Origin of the sequence: uncultured Collinsella sp. (assembly GCF_959026545.1) — a bacterium.
Classification (GTDB): Bacteria; Actinomycetota; Coriobacteriia; order Coriobacteriales; family Coriobacteriaceae; genus Collinsella.
The window spans coordinates 1-16,718 of sequence record NZ_CAUFLV010000017.1; the positions used below are offsets into that span (position 1 = coordinate 1).

Here is a 16,718-nt window from a genome sequence, read left to right on the forward strand (position 1 = left end):
ATCGAGGTCCTTCTCGGCACTATCGATTGTGTACTTCATGCTCCGGGATACGGAAGGCCGTTATGCCCCGATGACGATCAAGTAGTTGACGCGAATCATATCGACAGAACCAGACGAAATCCTTGCAATCAGCGATTTGTCGCGCTTTAGGTATGAGACCGAGATCGGGAAGCGATCAATGCTGTCCTTCTCTCCGCTCATTGCCATTACGAAATCACTCGCCTGGTCGAACGGTCGCCCGACGATGCTCGAGAACTGCTCATTGGTAAACAGGGTGACGTCGGTCTCGCCCGAACCGACCGAGTCGATGACCTTCGTGCCAGTGTGGACTCGCCTCGCGGTGCGGGATACGGAAGGCTATTTAGTGTTGAGGCGCCAAACTTGCGTGTTCTTAGCTCCGTCCCACAGCTCGAGTGAGCCGACGGTCGCGAACAGGATGTATCTGCCGAGCGAGCTTTGCGCCATAACGTCAACGCAGTGCCCAGCGGTCTTGTTGGCCCCCACGAACGCATCGGCCGCCCCCTCGCGCCGCGCGGAAAGGGATACGGAAGTCCGTCACGCCTTGGTCCACACCCTGATCTTGAGGCCCTTCACGGTCGCCTTCGGCTGACCGATCACCCAGTAGCCGAACAGGCTGAAAGGCGAGACTGGGGTCACGGACGTGTAAGTCGCTAGGTCGATTCTGATTATGTTTCTAGTCGAGCCTCCGATGGCCGCCATGAACGCCGGGACGGTGACAAGCGAGAAGTAGCCCTGGTCTCCGATCAGAGCGTCTCCAACCTCAACGGTGACGGGCTGGCCTACGGAATCACGCCAATTGCGGCACCACCGCCCCCGAGAAAGCGGCCTGCGCGCGCTCAACAACCGCCCTCGTGCTCAGCAGGTAGTGGCGCCTGCACATCTCCACGCTCGTGTGGCCGAGCGCGACCGCCACGTCGGCGAGCGCCGCCCCGGCCTCGATGGCGATGGTCGCCCACGTGTGCCGCAGGGCCTGCACCGAGATCTCCGGCAGGCCGATTCGCACGAGTATGCGCTTGAGGCGCGAGTAGATGCACTTCGGGGAAAGCTCCCCGCGCAGCCTGCCCGACCTGCGGTTCCCACGCAGCCTGCGGAGCTGCGCGAGCGCCCATCGCGGCAGCTTGAGCCACCTGTCGGACAGCTCCGTCTTGCACGCGTACTCCACAACCGCGCCGCCCCTGACCGTGTGCGCCCCGCGCTGGATGTGCGTCCACCCCGTGCGCCAGTCGATGTCCGACCAGTCGAGCCCCGCTCCCTCCGATGGCCGTAGGCCGAGCGCGGCGATGGCGATGCCGACCGCCTCCACGACGGTCCCCTCGATGGCGTGTAGCATCTCGCGCAGCTCCTCCGGGGTCATGCGGGCGCGCTTCTCCGGTCGGTGCCTCGGCAGCTCGATGCCCTGCGTCACGTCCCAGATGCGCAGCTGGTGCTTGCGGATCGTCCAGCGGTAGATCTGGCGGAAGGTCTTGAAAGCCTTGTCGGCGGCACCCGGCAACTCGATCGAGTCCACCCACGATTGCAGCTCCTCGTGCGTGATCGACTCGACCTCCCGGCCCGTCCACGCGGGGGCGATGTGCTTGCGGATGGCGCTCTCGTAGCCCTCCAGGGTCGTGGCGCGAAGGCGCTTGGCGCGGTCGGCCATGTACATCTCGGTTGCGGTTTCAAACAGCATTTTTTGCCTTTCTCACGAAGAAAATCCCAGACCGTTTTAAGCAGAAGCGCATCGGAACGGTCTGGGATTTTTTCCGTGCGAGGAAAGGAGGTGACACATGGACAACCAGCCACCGGAGACGCGCATCAAGCTCCTCGAGGGGCGCATGTCCACGGCCGAGGAGCGCATCACGACGCACGGCAAGGAGATCGACGCCATCACCGAGCAGATGGTGCGCACCCAGGAGCGCGACGCCTTCCGAGACAAGCAGATGGCGTCGGTGGAGAGCAAGGTCGACCGCATCGACGGCAAGCTCGACATCATGGCCGCGAAGCCCGCCGAGAAGTGGGACAAGGCCACATGGATCGTCGTGGGCGTCGTGATCACGGCGGTCGCGACCGCGATCATCACCCGAATCGGCTTCTAAGAAGGAGGAAAGATGAACGAAGAAATCGAGTCCATGCCCGACATCCCGGACGAGGTGCCCGTGGAGGACTACGCGAGGTACTGGCTGCCCGGGTGGCTGTACGACGTCCTCAAGTGGTTCGGGCTGCTTGCCATCCCGGCCTGCGCGGCGATCTACACCGGTCTCGCATCGGTGTGGGGCTGGCCCGTCGCAGGGGAGGTGGCGCAGACGGCAACCATCGTGTCCACCGGTATCGGCGTGCTCCTCGGCGTCGCCGAGGCCACCAAGAAGACCGCCTAGGGGCGGCATACAGCTCAATCAGCCAACCGGCCCTCGCCATCCAGGCGGGGGCCTTTGCTTTAAGGAGGCAAAACATGAGCGAGTACGAGAGCGAGGAGGCCCGTTACGAGGCCCTGCGCAAGGTCGGTCAGGAGGCCGAGGCGCCCGACGACTTCGACCCCGGCGACGAGGAGCCGGAGTTCGAGGAGGTGACCCTCTGATGGGCTACCCGATCAAGTTCCTCCAGTGCGGATCCGACCACATGACCTTCGGTCGCTGCGGATATACCGTCGACGGCATCGCCGTCCACTTCACCTCGACTACGGCGAGCGCGCGCAACAACGTGATCTACTTCTCGCGAAACGAGCGCCAGGGCGCATCGGCGCACTACTTCGTCGACGACATCTCTGAGGAGATCTACCAGTCCGTCCGCGATTGCGACACGGCGTACGCCGTCGGCAACTGGATCCAGAACCTCAGGACCATCTCCATCGAGGTCGTGAGCGCGGGCGAGGACTTCTCCGCCGTCGAGATCAAGAAGCTCGCCTGGCTCGTGCAGGCGCTCATGGCCAAGTACGGCGTCAAGGCGTCCCGCGTCATCCGCCATTACGATGTGAGCGGCAAGCGGTGCCCCGCGCCGTACATCGACCAGGCGAAGTGGAGCAAGCTCCACTCCATCATCACCGGCGCGTCCTCCGCGCCGGCGCCGTCTCCTAGCCCGGCCCCGCCCGCCGCGGGCAATGGCGGGTCCGGCGGTGACTTCGGCGGCACATACGTCTGCCAAGCCGACGGCTGCCGAGTGCGGACGGCGCCGAGCCTGTCCGCAGGCGTGGTGGCGCAGTACAACCGTGGCCAGACCGTGATTCTCGACGATTGGTACAAGAGCGCCGACGGCTGGATCTGGGGACGTTACACGGGCGCCCAGAGCGGGCAGAAGCGCTACATCGCCGTCGGCAAGCCAACGGGCAAGCCGGAGCCGGGCGACCTGTGGATCAAGAAGGGCTCCGCGCCGTCGGGTTCCGCCCAGGCGGCAAAGCCGGCGGGCATCCGCGTCGGCTCCAAGGTCCGCGTGACCAACCCCTACGACTTCAAAGGCACCCACCTCGCGGTGAGCGGCGTCTACGACGTCATCCAGGTCAACGGCAACCGCGTGGTGATCGGTCGCGGCAAGGCGGTCACCGCCGCCGTGCCAGCCGGCAACCTCGCGCTCGCGTGATGCGGCGGGGGCGCATCATGGCCGCCGCGATCATCGCCGGCATCGTCCTGGCCTTCGCCGCTACCGCTCTCGCGCTCTGCCGTGCGGGGGCCATCGAGCCCGTCGGGCCCGAACCTCTCGTCACCGTGTACGACTCGCCCGGCGAGGGAATGACGGTCGAAAAGCAGGCAGACGGCCCGCTGTACGACGCGCCGCCCGACGTCGAGCAGGCTGTCGTGTGCGACCGGGACAACCGCATGTACATCCTCCTGCGCACGCCGCAGGGCGGCATCGCGATCACGCCGTACCTGGACAGGGACGGCTCGCAGCGCGTCATGCCGAGGCCATAGCGAAGGGGCACCCGAAAAGGGTGCCCCGTTTTTTCATGCCGATTCCTCGTCCCACATGCGCTCGATTTCTTCGAGGCATCTTCCGAGGGCCACTGAGATGACGGTCAGCCGGGGGCTCTTTCCCTCGCCAGCCTCGTCGTCGATGATTCGGATCGCGCCTTCAAGCGTCTCTGCTATCTCCGGCAATGTCATGTTCCCTCCTTTCACGGCCATGCGCCTATAGGTTAGTTATCCCTCACTCACCTGTGCGTGTGCCATCATGCAATAGCAAGCAAAACTTGAGAATTTAGTATTCTGAAATTGCCACAAACCAATCTTTCGATGCCTTTATGGCAACCTTGTGAAGAAAGACCTCCGGCGCCGTGACTCTTCCTGTGTTCTTTGGTTTTGGCTTAAGCTCCACCACAGGATTTGATTAGGCTCCGGCAACGGAGCCTTTTTCATATGTAGAGGACCTGCTTGCGGCGGGTGTTCGGGGCGCCCGATTCGCTTTGGGTGCCCAGGTTCGCCCGTTCCGCCTCAAGCGCTCGCTGGCGCCTGTGTCTGCGGTCCGCATTTTCGGCGTCGATGCCCGACTTCCGCGGCGCGAGCCGCTTGTCTTGAAGGACGTACGCTATGATCGCCTTGCTCGATCCGTCATCTCTTATCCATTGCGAGCTGTGCCCCCGCCGGTGCCGCGCCAACCGTGCCGCGGGTGAGCGCGGCGTGTGTGGGGCCGGAGGTGCGCTCAAGATTGCCCGTGCTGCCCTGCATTTTTGGGAGGAGCCTCCCATTTCGGGAGAGGCGGGGTCCGGTACGATCTTCTTCTCCGCATGCCCACTCAAGTGCGTCTATTGCCAGAACCACGAGATCTCGACGGGGGGATTCGGCATCGAAGTCGAACCGGAGCGTCTTGTCGAGATCATGCTCGAGCTCCAGGCCCAGGGTGCGCATAACATCAACCTGGTGACGGCGACCCATTTCGCGCATCTGCTGCCCGATGCAATCGCCGAGGCCCGCTCCCAAGGCCTCTCCATTCCCATCGTGTACAACACAAGTGGATATGAGCGCGAGGAAGCGGTTGCGGAGTTGGGCGATCTCGTTGACATCTGGCTCGTTGACTACAAGTATGCTGATGCCTCTTTAGGGCGTGCGCTCTCGCATGTGCCCGATTACCCAGAGGTCGCATCGAGAGCCCTCAAGCGCATGTGCGCCGAGGTCGCACGGCGCGGGGGAAAGCTCATTCGTGAGGATGGCATCATGGAGCGCGGCGTCATCGTCCGCCATCTCGTGCTTCCCGGCAGCGCGGCCGACTCGTGCGCGGTCCTCGATCGGGTCTGGGAAATCGCCGGGGATGTACCCATCTCGGTGATGAACCAGTACACCCCGAATGAGCGGACGCGCGCCTCCGAGGGGGATCTGGCTCGCGCGGTGAGCGCGTCGGAGTACGAGCTCGTGCTCGATCACGCCGACGAACTTGGCTTTAGCACCATGTTCTGGCAAGAGGGCGGTGCCGTGGACGAGAGTTTTACCCCGGCGTTCGATACCACCGGCGTGCTTCGCGCCGCCGACGCCGTCGATGCCGCCGATTCAGCTTGCCGCGGATAACGCGGCGCTGGGGTTTCGCGCTCGTTTCGCGGGCATCGCCACGCCCGCTCCTCGAAATAATCTCCCACGCTGAACGGGTATACTGCTTGCCATCTGCTTGCATGTGCGTTTTGGAAGGGGCCCTCATATGGCCGATTCACATATGACGACGCTAACCGATGATGAGCGCGAGGAGCTTGAGGCCCTGCGTGCCGAGAAGGCCCGTCGCGAGGAGGAAGAGCGCGCCCGAGCCGAGCGCGAGGAGCTCGATGCTCTGCGTGCCGAGCAGGCGAAGGTGGACGCCCAAATCCTTGCCGAGCGCGCCGCCACGCGGGAACATCGCGTCGCGCAGGATCCTCTTGAATCCGCGTCTTCGCGCCGCGCCTCTTCAGGCGCATCTCCCGCCCCCGCGGACCACAACCCCCCGCAGGACAAGACGTTCGGTCAGCGCATGGTCACCTCGAGCGCCGTCGACGGCGACGGTATCCCCACCATGCCCGTTGCGCAAAAGATCATCATCGCCGCCGCCCTTATCGCGCTCGTGGCGTTCATCATCTACACGGTTACGCGTTAGACCGCCCGCGCTGCCCTTCTCTCGCGTTCACGTTCGTCGATGGCGCTTCAAATCGACGAGGTCCTCAATCGCAGACACGTTAGGAGCCGTCTCATGGCTTTGACTGATATCACCCGTTCCACCGATGTGTCAATGAACACCGATTTATACGAGCTCACCATGGCCCAGGGGCTTTGGGAGAACGGCAAGCTTGGTGAGCAGGGTTGCTTTACCGCGTTCTTTCGCGAGGCGCCGTTTGGGAGCGTGTACGCCGTCATGTGCGGCACCGCTGAGTTGGGGGAGTTCGTCGAGAACTTCCGGTTCACGGATGAGGACATCGCGTATCTGGCCGAGCTTGAGGCTCCGGGTGGCGGTGCCCTGTTCAAACCCGGCTTTCTCGAGTTCCTGCGCGGCTTTTGTCCGCAGGTGGATATCGACGCCATCCCCGAGGGCGAGCTCGTGTTCGCGCGCGAGCCCATGGTGCGCGTGAGCGGCCCCATGCTCGATTGCCAGCTGCTTGAGACCGCCCTGCTTAACATCATCGGGTTTCAGACCCTCGTGGCGACCAAGACCGCCCGTGTGGTCCAGGCGGCTCAGGGCAGGCCCGTCGCGGAGTTCGGCCTGCGCCGCGCCCAAGGCCCGGACGGCGGAGTGGCGGTCGCACGTGCGAGTTATGTGGCGGGGTGCGCTTCGACTTCCAACGTGCTCGCGGGTCGTCGCTATGGTATTCCCGTCTCCGGTACGCACGCTCATAGCTGGGTCCTGAGTTTCCCAACCGAGTTGGAGGCGTTCCGCGCGTTCGCCAAGAGCTCGCCCAAGAACTGCACTCTGCTCGTGGACACCTACGACGTGCGCGAGGGCGTGGAAAACGCCATCACCGTCGCCCGCGAGATGGAGGCGGAAGGTGAGCGCTTGTCCGGCATCCGCATCGATTCGGGCGATCTCGCCAAGCTTTCCGCCTACGCGCGGCGCCGCTTTGACGAGGAGGGGCTTTCCTACGTGAAGATCGTCGTGTCGAACGACCTCGACGAGCACACCATCACCTCGCTGTTCAATCAGGGCGCGCCGGTCGATGCTTTTGGCGTGGGCACCAAGCTCGCGACATGCTACGACCAGCCCGCTTTGGGCTGCGTGTACAAGCTCTCCGCCCGTCGCGGCGGCGCCAACGAGCCCTGGACGCCTGTCATGAAGTTTTCCGAGCAGCCGTTCAAACGCACGATTCCTGGCGTGCAACAGGTTCGCCGTTATATGGATACCGCGGGTGCGCCGGTGTGCGATATGATCTACGACCCCGATCATCTCATGGGGGAGGGCGAGCGCCGCGGCCACACGTTGGTGGCGGTGAATGACGCGGCCTTGGTGACGGACGTTTCCGAGTTCTCCTATCGCGAGCTCCTCGTACCGCAGGTCCGCAATGGCGCGGCGGCGTCGCCGCGCGAGGACATCGAGGTTGCGCGGGCTCGTTGCGCGAGCGCCTTGGAGTCACTTGACGATGTCTACAAGCGTTTCCTGTATCCACAGTCGTATGTGGTGGGCATGGAGGCGGGCCTCGCCGCCGTGCGCGACGAGCTCGTTCGCGAGCGCATGGCTGCCACGTCCTCCGTTCTTCCCTGGAAGGCAAAGTGATGACTGCACGTAAGACCATGGTCGTGAAGATCGGATCCTCGACACTGGTCGAGGACGGTGAGCTGCGGCGCGATTTCATCTCCGCCCTCGCCTCCCAAGCGCGCGACCTGCGCGAGGCCGGGTGGAATCTCGTCGTAGTGAGCTCCGGCGCCATCGCGTGCGGCGCGCCTTTGCTCGGATTTGAGCGCAGGCCCGTGGACATGCCGAGCCTGCAGGCGTGCGCCTCGGTGGGGCAGTGCGTACTCTCCGCCGCCTACGATGAGGAGTTTCGGGCGGTGGGTCTTCTCACCTCACTCGTCTTGCTCACGCGTGGTGACACGGCACGCCGTACCTCGTATCTGCATGCTCGCGATGCTCTCACGCGCCTCGTCGATTTGGGCGTGGTGCCCATCGTGAACGAGAACGACACCACCGCCGTCGACGAGATCAAGTTCGGTGACAACGACACCCTCGCGGCACTTGTGAGCTGCTTGGTCTCTGCCGACCTGTGCGTGACCCTCTCCGATATCGACGGCCTCTACACCGCCAACCCCTCTCTCGACCCCACTGCGAAGTTTATCCCCCGGGTGGATAAGATTGACGCCGCGATCATCGGCTCTGCGGGAGATTCGACCACCACGGTGGGCACGGGCGGCATGATCACCAAGATCCGCAGCTGCCGTATCCTCATGACGGCGGGCATCGAGAGCGTCATCTGCTCAGGCGCCGAGGAGCGGCCGCTCGTGCGGCTCGCGGCGGGGGAGCAGGTGGGCACGAGGTTCGTTCCGCCCGCCGCCCGCCTCGAGATCGCGCCGCGCAAGCTGTGGATCGCGCTCGGCGACAGCGCCCACGGCTTCGTGACCGTGGATGCGGGCGCCGCGGGCGCGCTGGTCGAGCGCGGCAGCTCGCTGTTGCCGGTGGGCATTACGGGCGTCGAGGGGGATTTCGCCGCAGGCGATGTACTCGACGTACGAGATGCAGATGGGCTCGTTATCGCTCGCGGCATCGCCGAGGCGGGTCACGATGAGCTGGAACTTGCCGCCGGCCGCCACCAGGAGGACATCGCGGGCAACCATCTGCTCGCGGCGCTCGCCAACAAGCCCGCTATCCACCGCGACAACCTCATCGTGTTCGCCTAGCGCGCGATGTGCAACAGGGGCACGGGCACTTTTTACACGTGGAAGCGTACGTACATATGTGAGGAGATTGCCATGAACGACATTGCCGGATATGTCGAGGATCTCGCCCGCAGGGCAAAGCAGGCCTCGCGCTCCCTTGGGTTCGCCTCCGATGAGGCCCGTTGCGCCACCGTGCGCGCTATGGCCGTAGCGCTGCGTGATCGCGCGGACGAGGTTCTGACCGCTAATGCTGCCGACATGGACGCTGCCCGCGCCGCCGGTACGTCCGAGGGTCTGCTCGATCGCCTGTTGCTCACCCCCGTGCGCATCGAGGGGATGGCCGCAGGGTTGGAAAAGCTTGCCGATCTGCCCGATCCGGTGGCGCGCGTGCTCGATGAGCGCGATATCGACCAGGGCGTCCACCTGCGCCGTGTAAGCGTGCCGCTGGGACTGGTCGCCATGGTGTACGAGGCGCGTCCCAACGTCACAGCCGATGCCGCGGGCATTTGCGTCCGCACGGGCAACGCCTGCATCTTGCGTGGTGGCTCCATCGCCCAGAACAGCTGCGTGGCGATCGCTCATATCTTGGCGGATGCCGTTGAGGCGTACGGATTCGACCGCGCCTGCGTATCCATTATCGAGACCACCGACCGTGCAGCCACCGCTGCGCTCATGAGCCTGCGGGGCGTTGTTGATGTGCTCATTCCGCGCGGAGGCGCAGGCCTTATCCAGCGCTGCGTGCGCGAGAGCCTGGTGCCGGTCATCGAGACGGGCACGGGGAATTGCCATACGTACGTGCACGCGAGTGCCGACTTCGCCAAGGCGCGAGCCATTGTGATGAATGCCAAGACGCAGCGCGTGGGCGTGTGCAACGCCTGCGAGTCCCTGCTCGTGGACGAGGCTGTGGCGGACGCGTTCCTGCCCGGCATGCTCGCCGAGCTCGCCGCCGCGGGCGTCACTATTCACGGAGACTCCGTTGCCCGAGAGGCTGCGCGCGACGCCGACATCCTCGGCTCCTTCGTCGATGCAACGGACGAGGATTGGGGACGCGAGTACCTCTCGCTCGATATCAGCGTGCACACGGTGAATGGTTTGGACGATGCCATTGCGCACGTGAATCGCTATGGAACCGGTCACTCTGAGTGTATCGTCGCCGAGGACGCGGACGCATGCGACCGCTTCCTGCGCGAGGTCGATGCGGCGGCGGTCTACGCCAACGCGAGCACGCGCTTCACCGATGGCGGGGAGTTCGGCCTGGGAGCCGAGATCGGCATCTCCACCCAAAAGCTCCACGCCCGCGGCCCGTTTGCCGCCGAGGCCCTCACTACCTACAAGTACGAGCTTCGCGGCACCGGCCAGGTGCGCCCGTAGCGCATGATGGCACCTGCTTAGCAAGAGACCCCGCAGCTCGTCGATCAAGCTGTGGGGCCTATCCTGTTTCTTACGCGGTGCGGTGCACCCGCCTGCGGGGACGGTTACTCGGCGACGAAGCTGTCGCGGTCGGGCGCGAAGGACTGCATGGCCTCGATGGTGCGGGCGAACAGCTCGTCGAGCTCCCATCCGAGCATCTCGGCTCCGGAGCGGATCACGTCGCGGCTCACGCCGGCGGCGAAGCGCTTGTCCTTGAACTTCTTCTTGAGCGATTTAACGTTGAAGTCCATCACGCTCTTGGAGGGGCGCATCACCACGGCGGCGCCGATGAGGCCGGTGAGCTCCTCGGTGGCGAACAAGATCTTCTCCATCATGAGCTCGGGGCGGGGAAGGCTTGTGTTGAAGTCGCTCGTGTGCGTTTGGATGGCGCGGATGAGCTCCGGGCTGCCGCCTGCCGCTTCGATGTCCTTGGCGGCGTAGATGGTGTGGTTCATCGGGTCATCGTCGTGCTCTTCCCAGTCGAGGTCGTGCAGCAGACCCACGATGCCCCAGAACTCCTCGTTCTCGGGGTCGTACTCGCGCGCGAAGTAACGCATGGTCTGCTCGACCGTCTCGGCGTGCTCGATGTGGAACGGATCCTTGTTGTGCTCGCTGAGCAGATTGAACGCTGCCTCGTGGGTTATACCGGCGTTGAGCTGCGCCATGCTTCCTCCAAATGACGGTGCCTGTAGACAAAAGGTGCCCGAGACCCTGCCTTATAGCGCGTGAACGCCGTACCTATGGTCGGGGATCGGACACCTTGATTCCCCCATCCGGTGAAGGGGGGGGGTTTGCTGCATCACACTATAGCACGCGCTCGTTCGATGTGGCCCGTGCCCCTCGCGCGGCAACGTCAATTGAGATTAGTTGACCGCAGGAATCTCGCCGGCCTTCGTGGCCGCATCGATAAAGAGCTGTTCGACAGTCGACTCTTCGGCGTCCAGCGCGAACGCGAACTCTTCGACCGAGCGACGATGCGCTTCCTTGAGCACGCGTGCATAATAGCTGCTGGGCTTTTTGCCCCGCGCCTCCGCCTCGTTGATACGATGGTGCATGGTTTTCGCCACGCGCACCGTCTCGGGTGCGCCCAGTTTGAGCTGCTGCTTGAAGTGCGTTTCCTCGAGGGCGCTGTTGCGTTCCGTAAAGGTGTCGACCGGCAAATCGGCATAATTCCCCAAAAGGCTCTCGGCATCCTCGCGTGAAATAATAGCATGCAGGCGGTCCTGTTGGGCAAGGGGGTACATGAGGTGGGTTTCCGCATGTCCGGACTTTGCGCAGAGTAGAATCATGGGATGGGCTTTGTCCTCGGTGAATCCGGTGACGGTGCAAACACCTTGCCCGGGGTGAATAACGTGCTGTCCGATTTGAAACATGCTTCCTCCAACTGAATACTCTACGCGCTCGATAGGTTTTATATTACCACGAATACGTGCGGAAATTAGGTAAATGGCACCAAAACCTGATAATTCAAATGAATAAGGAAATGCAAAATCCAGTGAAGATACATCGATTAACTGATAATCCGACCGAGGATTATTCGTCTTGATGTGAAAAAGGCAAAGAAAACGCGTCTGGAGTATGCAAATACCTCCATTTCAGGATGTCTCGAGGATTCGCTGTGCTACAGTACAGTGCATCTGTACATGAGCCCTGCGAGAAGGACATCTCAGGGCCATACGATGAGGAGGACCTCTATGCCGGAGAAGATTGAAGAGCTGGTACGCGCTGCGCTGGCCGCTGCTCAGGAGGCTGGCGACCTGCCCGCATTCGAGCTTGAGGATTGTGGCATGGAGCGACCGGCCGACACTTCTCATGGCGAGTGGACCTCCACTTGCGCGATGAAGTCCGCCAAGCTGGCCCACTGCGCACCCAAGAAGATCGCCGACGCCATCGTGGCCCACATGCCCGAGAGCGCCGAGATCGCCAAGGTCGAGGTCGCCGGCCCCGGCTTCATCAACTTCTACCTGAACGCCGCCGCCAACAACGCCATTCTGGACGTCGCTCGCAAGGAGGGCATGGACTTTGCCAAGTCCAACGTCGGCCAGGGCCTGAAGACCCAGGTCGAGTTCGTTTCCGCCAACCCCGTCGGTCCGATGCACGTCGGCCACGGCCGTTGGGCCGCTCTCGGCGACTCCCTCTGCCGCGTCATGAGCCACGCCGGCTATGACATCCAGCGCGAGTTCTACATCAACGACCACGGTTCTCAGATGGACGTGTTCGGTAACTCCATCTCTTACCGCTACATGCAGCTCATCGAGATCATGGAGAAGGAGGGCCTCGATATCGACGGCGCTCGCGACTTCCTGGCTCAGGACCGTGACAACTTCGTCCAGGACGAGGCCGACGAGCACCTCGATTCCCATCCCTACATGGACGCCTTCACCGAGGGCCTGGGCGGCAACGCCTACGGCGGCACCTACATCATCGACGAGGCCGCTGCGTTCTACAAGAAGGACGGCGACAAGTGGGCCCATGTCACGGATGAGGAGCGCATGCTCTACTTCCGCGAGGAGGGCTACGCCAAGATGGTCGAGAACATGCGCCAGCTGTGCCACGACGTCCGTTGCGATTTCGACAAGTGGTTCTCCGAGCGCACCGTCTACATCAAGGATACCGAGGGCCCGAACGCCGGCACCTCCGCCGTCGACCGCGCCTTTGCCAAGCTCGACGAGATGGGCTATCTCTACAACAAGGACGGCGCCCTGTGGTTCCGTTCCACCGATCTGGGCGACGACAAGGATCGCGTCCTGGTGAAGGCCAATGGTGAGTACACCTACTTCGCCTCCGACGTCGCCTATCACTGGGATAAGTTCCAGCGCGTCGACCACGTCATCGACATCTGGGGCTGCGACCACCACGGTTACATCAACCGCGTGCGCTGCGTCTGCGACGCGCTCGGCTACCCTGGTCAGTTCGAGGTCCTGCTCGGCCAGTTCGTGAACCTGCTCCGCAACGGCAAGCCGATCCGCATGTCCAAGCGCAAGGGCACCATGGTCACCTTCCAGGAGCTCGTTGACGAGGTCGGTGCCGACGCCACCCGTTACACCCTGATCTCCCGCTCTTCCAACCAGGCCATCGATTTCGATATCGAGGCCGTCAAGGAGAAGAGCCAGAACAACCCCGTGTACTACGTCCAGTACGCGCACGCCCGCATCTGCTCCATCCTGCGCAAGGCCGCCGGCGTCACTCCTGAGCAGGCCGCTGAGATGGGCATGGACGCCGTGGCCGCCAAGGCCATCGGCGAGAACGTCGATTACGCGCTGCTCACCGACCCCACCGAGCTCGCGCTCTCCCGTAAGATCTCCGAGCTTGAGGACCTCATCGCCAGCTGCGCCCGCGACCGTGCGCCTTTCCGCCTGACCCACTTCGCCGAGGAGCTCGCCGCCGGCTTCCACAGCTTCTACCAGGCCTGTCAGGTCCTGCCGAGCGAGGGTCGTCCGGTCGAGCCCGAGGTCACGCGCGCGCGCCTCGCCGCCTGCGACGCCGTGCGCTCCGTCCTCGACCTGGTGCTGAGCCTTATCGGCGTCTCCGCCCCCACCAAGATGTAGCTCGCTTCCTCAGGCACCGCATCTCGGGGCTCAATCGTCGGGCGCCGCACGCCAGGCGTGCGCCCTCCTCTTTCGCCGCGATCTGCGGCACCTGAGAAACCGAGCGGCGTTTCCAAACGCGCCTCCCTTACGCGCGCCCAGAGGCTTATGTGCGTCAGTACACTGCGCCTCTGGGCGCGTGGCAATCTTGGGTGCCGTGGCACGCCCGGGGCTTCCTCAGACACCGCATCTCAGGGCTCAATCGTCGGGCGCCGCACGCCAGGCGTGCGCCCTCCTCTTTCGCCGCGATCTGCGGCACCTGAGAAACCGAGCGGCGTTTCCAAACGCGCCGTTTTGCCCGGATGTCTTGTCGACATCCGGGCATTTTTGGTCGAATACGGGCACGATGTGGACAGATTCGCAGCTCATTGTTGCCGTCTGGTTGGAATATGGTATATTTTGCCGTAACGCGAACTGCGCTTTGCATCCCTTTTACAACGAATTCCACTACGAGCTCGTTCTTGGACAGATCAGAGCGCTCGCATTACCAACGCGAGAAGAAAGTAGAGCCGCGTGTCTGAAGAAGTGAATATCGAGAACGCGCCCGTTTTGGCCCCCGCTTCCGAGGGTGCCGCTGGCCCCGCCGCTTCCACTGCCGCTCAAGCGACAGATGTCGAGGCGATTCGTTCTACGGAGGGGGAGGGCGCGGCTGCCGCAGAAAAGGCTCCCGCCAAAAAGCGCTCCACCGCCAGGAAGAGCACCACGGCAAAGAGGGCTTCTGCCAAAAAGTCCGCAAATAAAGCTTCTGCCGATGGGGAGGCTCCTACGCAGTCCGGCAGTGATGTCGAGTCGGAGCCGGCAGTGAAGCCGAAGCGCCGCGCGCGCAAGGCAAAGACCGCGGACGAGGCGGGCACCCCGGCATCTCCCGAGATCATCCAGGCTCGAGCGCTCGCTCAGGTGAGCCAGGCATCAGTGGTCCGTCGTCAGCGCCGCGCGGCGGAACGCGCGGCGGAGATGGTTGCCGGAGAGGCCCCGGTCGCGGAAGTTCCGTCTTTGTTGGAGAACCCCACCGTGCCGCTCATCGACCCCGCACTACGTCCGCATCGTCGCGGCAGGAAGCCCAAGGCGTATATTGAGGCGGAGAAAGCCGCTGCTGCGGCGCTGGCGGCCCAGCAGGCGGCATTGATGGCTGCCCGGGACGAACAGGCTGCGGCGAGCAATGAGGCGCAGCCTAAGGTTCCCGCGTCCGGTGTTCAAGACGCAGAGTCCGAGGACGTGCAGACTCCGAAGGACGCCGCGCCCAAGAAGGACGCTCGCCCTGGTCGTGGCGCACGTGCAAAGAAGGCTCAGGCGCTCGATGCGCCCGCTTCCTCCGACACGGCGGACACCCAGCCCACGCCCCCACATCCGGGCGAGTCGGACGAGGCCAAGGGCAAAGACGATGCCCGTACCGATGGTAAGCAAACCCGCCGCACCCATCAGAATCGCCGTGACGCCGAACATGGCGAGCGTGATGACAAGGGTCCCAAGACTCCCTCCAAGAACGCGGAGCGCCGCGAGCGTCGCGAGCGCCAGCAGAACAACCGCAAGCAGCGCAACAACCGTTTTGCTCCCGTCGAGCCCTCGCTTAAGCGCGAGGAGCTGGCCGCCATGAAGGTGGCCGAGCTGCGCGAGAAGGCCCGCGAGCTCGAACTTGATCCGACCGGCATCAAAAAGCCTGAGCTCATCGAGGCCGTGTATGCCGCCGCCGCCCGTGCGGAGGGCTTCCGTGACATCTCGGGCATCCTCGATATCGACAATCAGGGATTCGGGTACGTCCGTGCGCACGGTTACATGCCCAGCCGTGACGACGCCTTTGTGCCCGCGCAGATGGTTCGAGCCGCTGGCCTGCGTCCCGGCGACCTAGTTGAGGGCACGCTGCGCCCCATGCGCGCAAACGACAAGCTTCCCGGCCTCGCCAAGCTTCGCTCGGTGAACGGCATGGACCCCGAGGAGGTCAAGCGTCGCCCCAAGTTCTCCGATCTCACGCCGATCTATCCCAACGAGCCGCTCAAGATGGAGCATGGTCGCGATTCCATCACGGGCCGAGCCATCGACATCGTGAGCCCCATCGGCAAGGGCCAGCGCGGCCTGATCGTCTCGCCGCCCAAGGCCGGCAAGACCACCATCCTCAAGAAGATCTGCCAGTCCATCGCCATCAACAACCCCGAGGTCCATCTCATTTGCCTGCTGGTGGATGAGCGCCCCGAGGAAGTCACGGACATGCAGCGCTCCATCAAGGGCGACGTTGTGGCGTCGACCTTCGATATGCCCGCCGAAAACCACACGCGTGTGTCCGAGCTCGTGATCGAGCGCGCCAAACGCATCGTGGAGCTCGGGGGCGACGTCGTGGTGGTACTCGACTCCATCACTCGACTCGCCCGCGCGTATAACCTCGCGGCCCCGGCGTCCGGGCGCATCCTCTCCGGCGGTGTGGATTCCGCAGCACTGTACCCGCCCAAACGCTTCCTGGGCGCGGCTCGCAATATCGAGAACGGCGGATCCCTCACGATCCTCGCTTCTGCGCTCATCGATACCGGCTCCAAGATGGACGAGGTGATTTTTGAGGAGTTCAAGGGCACGGGCAATATGGAGCTCAAGCTCGATCGCGATTTGGCCGACCGTCGCATTTTCCCGGCCATCGACCCAGTGGCATCGGGCACGCGCAACGAGGACCTGCTCGTTGACGAGCAGATGCGCCCATTCATGTGGGGCATCCGCCGGATTCTGGCGGGCATGAACAATACCGAGCGCGCCGCCGCGTCCTTCATCAAGGGCCTCAAAGGCACGAACTCCAACCAGGATTTCCTTATCCGCACCGCCAAGAAGGCTGCAGACCACGCCGACGCGCTGTAGGGGCTTTTGGGTCGCGTAGCGGGGTATACGCTTCGGGTCGTGGCTTCGCTTCGTTCCGCAAAGACGACCCTACGGTATACCCCGCCACGCGACTAAGGCCCGTACGTGGTTGTGGAATCTGCCTAGACGAAAAATCCCCTCGCAG

17 protein-coding genes are annotated in these 16,718 nt (G+C 63.6%); 12 read left to right on the plus strand and 5 right to left on the minus strand.

Going from position 1 to position 16,718, the window contains the following annotated elements; all coding sequences use genetic code 11:
• Nucleotides 1-357 precede the first annotated feature (357 nt).
• On the minus strand, nt 358-504 hold the full coding sequence (locus Q5Q88_RS07685; protein WP_302742725.1) for a hypothetical protein: 147 nt from the start codon (nt 502-504) through the stop codon (nt 358-360).
• Nucleotides 505-808: 304 nt separating this feature from the next.
• Entirely contained in the window at nt 809-1,690 is an 882-nt protein-coding gene (locus Q5Q88_RS07690; protein WP_302742727.1) for a site-specific integrase, read from the minus strand.
• 97 nt (nt 1,691-1,787) lie between these two features.
• Here Q5Q88_RS07690 and Q5Q88_RS07695 point away from each other — a divergent pair, with 97 nt between their 5' ends.
• The 5 genes from Q5Q88_RS07695 (at nt 1,788) to Q5Q88_RS07715 (ending at nt 3,899) form a co-directional block, all read left to right on the plus strand.
• Entirely contained in the window at nt 1,788-2,096 is a 309-nt protein-coding gene (locus tag Q5Q88_RS07695) for a hypothetical protein (RefSeq protein WP_302742729.1), read from the plus strand.
• A gap of 12 nt (nt 2,097-2,108) precedes the next feature.
• Nucleotides 2,109-2,375 (plus strand): phage holin, encoded by a 267-nt coding sequence (locus Q5Q88_RS07700; RefSeq protein ID WP_302742731.1) that lies wholly within the window; start codon nt 2,109-2,111, stop codon nt 2,373-2,375.
• Between the two features lie 74 nt (nt 2,376-2,449).
• The gene (locus Q5Q88_RS07705; RefSeq protein WP_302742733.1) at nt 2,450-2,575 is read left to right on the plus strand and encodes a hypothetical protein; all 126 of its coding nucleotides are present in this window, start codon (nt 2,450-2,452) and stop codon (nt 2,573-2,575) included.
• Nucleotides 2,575-3,570 carry an N-acetylmuramoyl-L-alanine amidase gene (locus Q5Q88_RS07710; RefSeq protein WP_302742735.1) on the plus strand — a complete coding sequence of 332 codons (996 nt, stop codon included), beginning with the start codon at nt 2,575-2,577 and terminating at the stop codon, nt 3,568-3,570. The genes Q5Q88_RS07705 and Q5Q88_RS07710 overlap by 1 nt, the downstream gene beginning before the upstream one ends.
• A gap of 17 nt (nt 3,571-3,587) precedes the next feature.
• Complete coding sequence (locus Q5Q88_RS07715; protein ID WP_302742737.1) at nt 3,588-3,899, plus strand: hypothetical protein; 312 nt, start codon at nt 3,588-3,590, stop codon at nt 3,897-3,899.
• A gap of 33 nt (nt 3,900-3,932) precedes the next feature.
• On the opposite strand, the gene Q5Q88_RS07720 is transcribed toward Q5Q88_RS07715, so the two are convergent.
• Complete coding sequence (locus Q5Q88_RS07720) at nt 3,933-4,091, minus strand: hypothetical protein (RefSeq protein ID WP_302742739.1); 159 nt, start codon at nt 4,089-4,091, stop codon at nt 3,933-3,935.
• Between the two features lie 423 nt (nt 4,092-4,514).
• On the opposite strand from Q5Q88_RS07720, the gene Q5Q88_RS07725 reads away from it, so the two are divergent.
• The 5 genes from Q5Q88_RS07725 to Q5Q88_RS07745 all read left to right on the plus strand — a co-directional run bounded on the left by Q5Q88_RS07725 (nt 4,515) and on the right by Q5Q88_RS07745 (nt 10,112).
• A complete protein-coding gene (locus tag Q5Q88_RS07725; protein ID WP_302742741.1) occupies nt 4,515-5,486 on the plus strand; it encodes a radical SAM protein in 972 nt (323 codons plus the stop codon).
• 127 nt (nt 5,487-5,613) lie between these two features.
• Complete coding sequence (locus tag Q5Q88_RS07730) at nt 5,614-6,039, plus strand: hypothetical protein (RefSeq protein ID WP_302742743.1); 426 nt, start codon at nt 5,614-5,616, stop codon at nt 6,037-6,039.
• A gap of 93 nt (nt 6,040-6,132) precedes the next feature.
• The gene (locus tag Q5Q88_RS07735) at nt 6,133-7,644 is read left to right on the plus strand and encodes a nicotinate phosphoribosyltransferase (RefSeq protein WP_118653297.1); all 1,512 of its coding nucleotides are present in this window, start codon (nt 6,133-6,135) and stop codon (nt 7,642-7,644) included.
• A complete protein-coding gene (proB, locus tag Q5Q88_RS07740) occupies nt 7,644-8,762 on the plus strand; it encodes a glutamate 5-kinase (RefSeq protein WP_118653299.1) in 1,119 nt (372 codons plus the stop codon). Before Q5Q88_RS07735 ends, proB begins: the two co-directional genes overlap by 1 nt.
• Nucleotides 8,763-8,834: 72 nt before the next feature.
• Nucleotides 8,835-10,112 (plus strand): glutamate-5-semialdehyde dehydrogenase, encoded by a 1,278-nt coding sequence (locus Q5Q88_RS07745; protein ID WP_118653301.1) that lies wholly within the window; start codon nt 8,835-8,837, stop codon nt 10,110-10,112.
• Between the two features lie 104 nt (nt 10,113-10,216).
• Here Q5Q88_RS07745 and Q5Q88_RS07750 read toward each other — a convergent pair whose 3' ends face one another.
• Both Q5Q88_RS07750 and Q5Q88_RS07755 read right to left on the minus strand, forming a co-directional pair.
• Nucleotides 10,217-10,816, minus strand: coding sequence for an HD domain-containing protein (locus tag Q5Q88_RS07750; RefSeq protein ID WP_118653303.1), 600 nt, complete (start codon nt 10,814-10,816; stop codon nt 10,217-10,219).
• A gap of 198 nt (nt 10,817-11,014) precedes the next feature.
• A complete protein-coding gene (locus Q5Q88_RS07755; protein ID WP_118653305.1) occupies nt 11,015-11,524 on the minus strand; it encodes a CarD family transcriptional regulator in 510 nt (169 codons plus the stop codon).
• Between the two features lie 321 nt (nt 11,525-11,845).
• On the opposite strand from Q5Q88_RS07755, the gene argS reads away from it, so the two are divergent.
• Together argS and rho are read left to right on the plus strand one after the other, a co-directional pair.
• Nucleotides 11,846-13,699 (plus strand): arginine--tRNA ligase, encoded by a 1,854-nt coding sequence (gene argS, locus Q5Q88_RS07760; protein WP_302742749.1) that lies wholly within the window; start codon nt 11,846-11,848, stop codon nt 13,697-13,699.
• 552 nt (nt 13,700-14,251) lie between these two features.
• Nucleotides 14,252-16,573, plus strand: coding sequence for a transcription termination factor Rho (rho, locus tag Q5Q88_RS07765; RefSeq protein WP_294158976.1), 2,322 nt, complete (start codon nt 14,252-14,254; stop codon nt 16,571-16,573).
• Nucleotides 16,574-16,718: the final 145 nt, after the last annotated feature.

Coding starts and splice junctions, on each gene's coding strand:
- Q5Q88_RS07695 (WP_302742729.1), top strand. CDS start 1,788: ATGGACAACCAGCCACCGGAGACGCGCATCAAGCTCCTCGAGGGGCGC.
- Q5Q88_RS07720 (WP_302742739.1), bottom strand. CDS start 4,091: ATGACATTGCCGGAGATAGCAGAGACGCTTGAAGGCGCGATCCGAATC.
- Q5Q88_RS07700 (WP_302742731.1), top strand. CDS start 2,109: ATGAACGAAGAAATCGAGTCCATGCCCGACATCCCGGACGAGGTGCCC.
- Q5Q88_RS07750 (WP_118653303.1), bottom strand. CDS start 10,816: ATGGCGCAGCTCAACGCCGGTATAACCCACGAGGCAGCGTTCAATCTG.
- Q5Q88_RS07735 (WP_118653297.1), top strand. CDS start 6,133: ATGGCTTTGACTGATATCACCCGTTCCACCGATGTGTCAATGAACACC.
- Q5Q88_RS07690 (WP_302742727.1), bottom strand. CDS start 1,690: ATGCTGTTTGAAACCGCAACCGAGATGTACATGGCCGACCGCGCCAAG.
- proB (WP_118653299.1), top strand. CDS start 7,644: ATGACTGCACGTAAGACCATGGTCGTGAAGATCGGATCCTCGACACTG.
- Q5Q88_RS07715 (WP_302742737.1), top strand. CDS start 3,588: ATGGCCGCCGCGATCATCGCCGGCATCGTCCTGGCCTTCGCCGCTACC.
- Q5Q88_RS07725 (WP_302742741.1), top strand. CDS start 4,515: ATGATCGCCTTGCTCGATCCGTCATCTCTTATCCATTGCGAGCTGTGC.
- argS (WP_302742749.1), top strand. CDS start 11,846: ATGCCGGAGAAGATTGAAGAGCTGGTACGCGCTGCGCTGGCCGCTGCT.
- Q5Q88_RS07755 (WP_118653305.1), bottom strand. CDS start 11,524: ATGTTTCAAATCGGACAGCACGTTATTCACCCCGGGCAAGGTGTTTGC.
- Q5Q88_RS07730 (WP_302742743.1), top strand. CDS start 5,614: ATGGCCGATTCACATATGACGACGCTAACCGATGATGAGCGCGAGGAG.
- Q5Q88_RS07710 (WP_302742735.1), top strand. CDS start 2,575: ATGGGCTACCCGATCAAGTTCCTCCAGTGCGGATCCGACCACATGACC.
- Q5Q88_RS07745 (WP_118653301.1), top strand. CDS start 8,835: ATGAACGACATTGCCGGATATGTCGAGGATCTCGCCCGCAGGGCAAAG.
- Q5Q88_RS07705 (WP_302742733.1), top strand. CDS start 2,450: ATGAGCGAGTACGAGAGCGAGGAGGCCCGTTACGAGGCCCTGCGCAAG.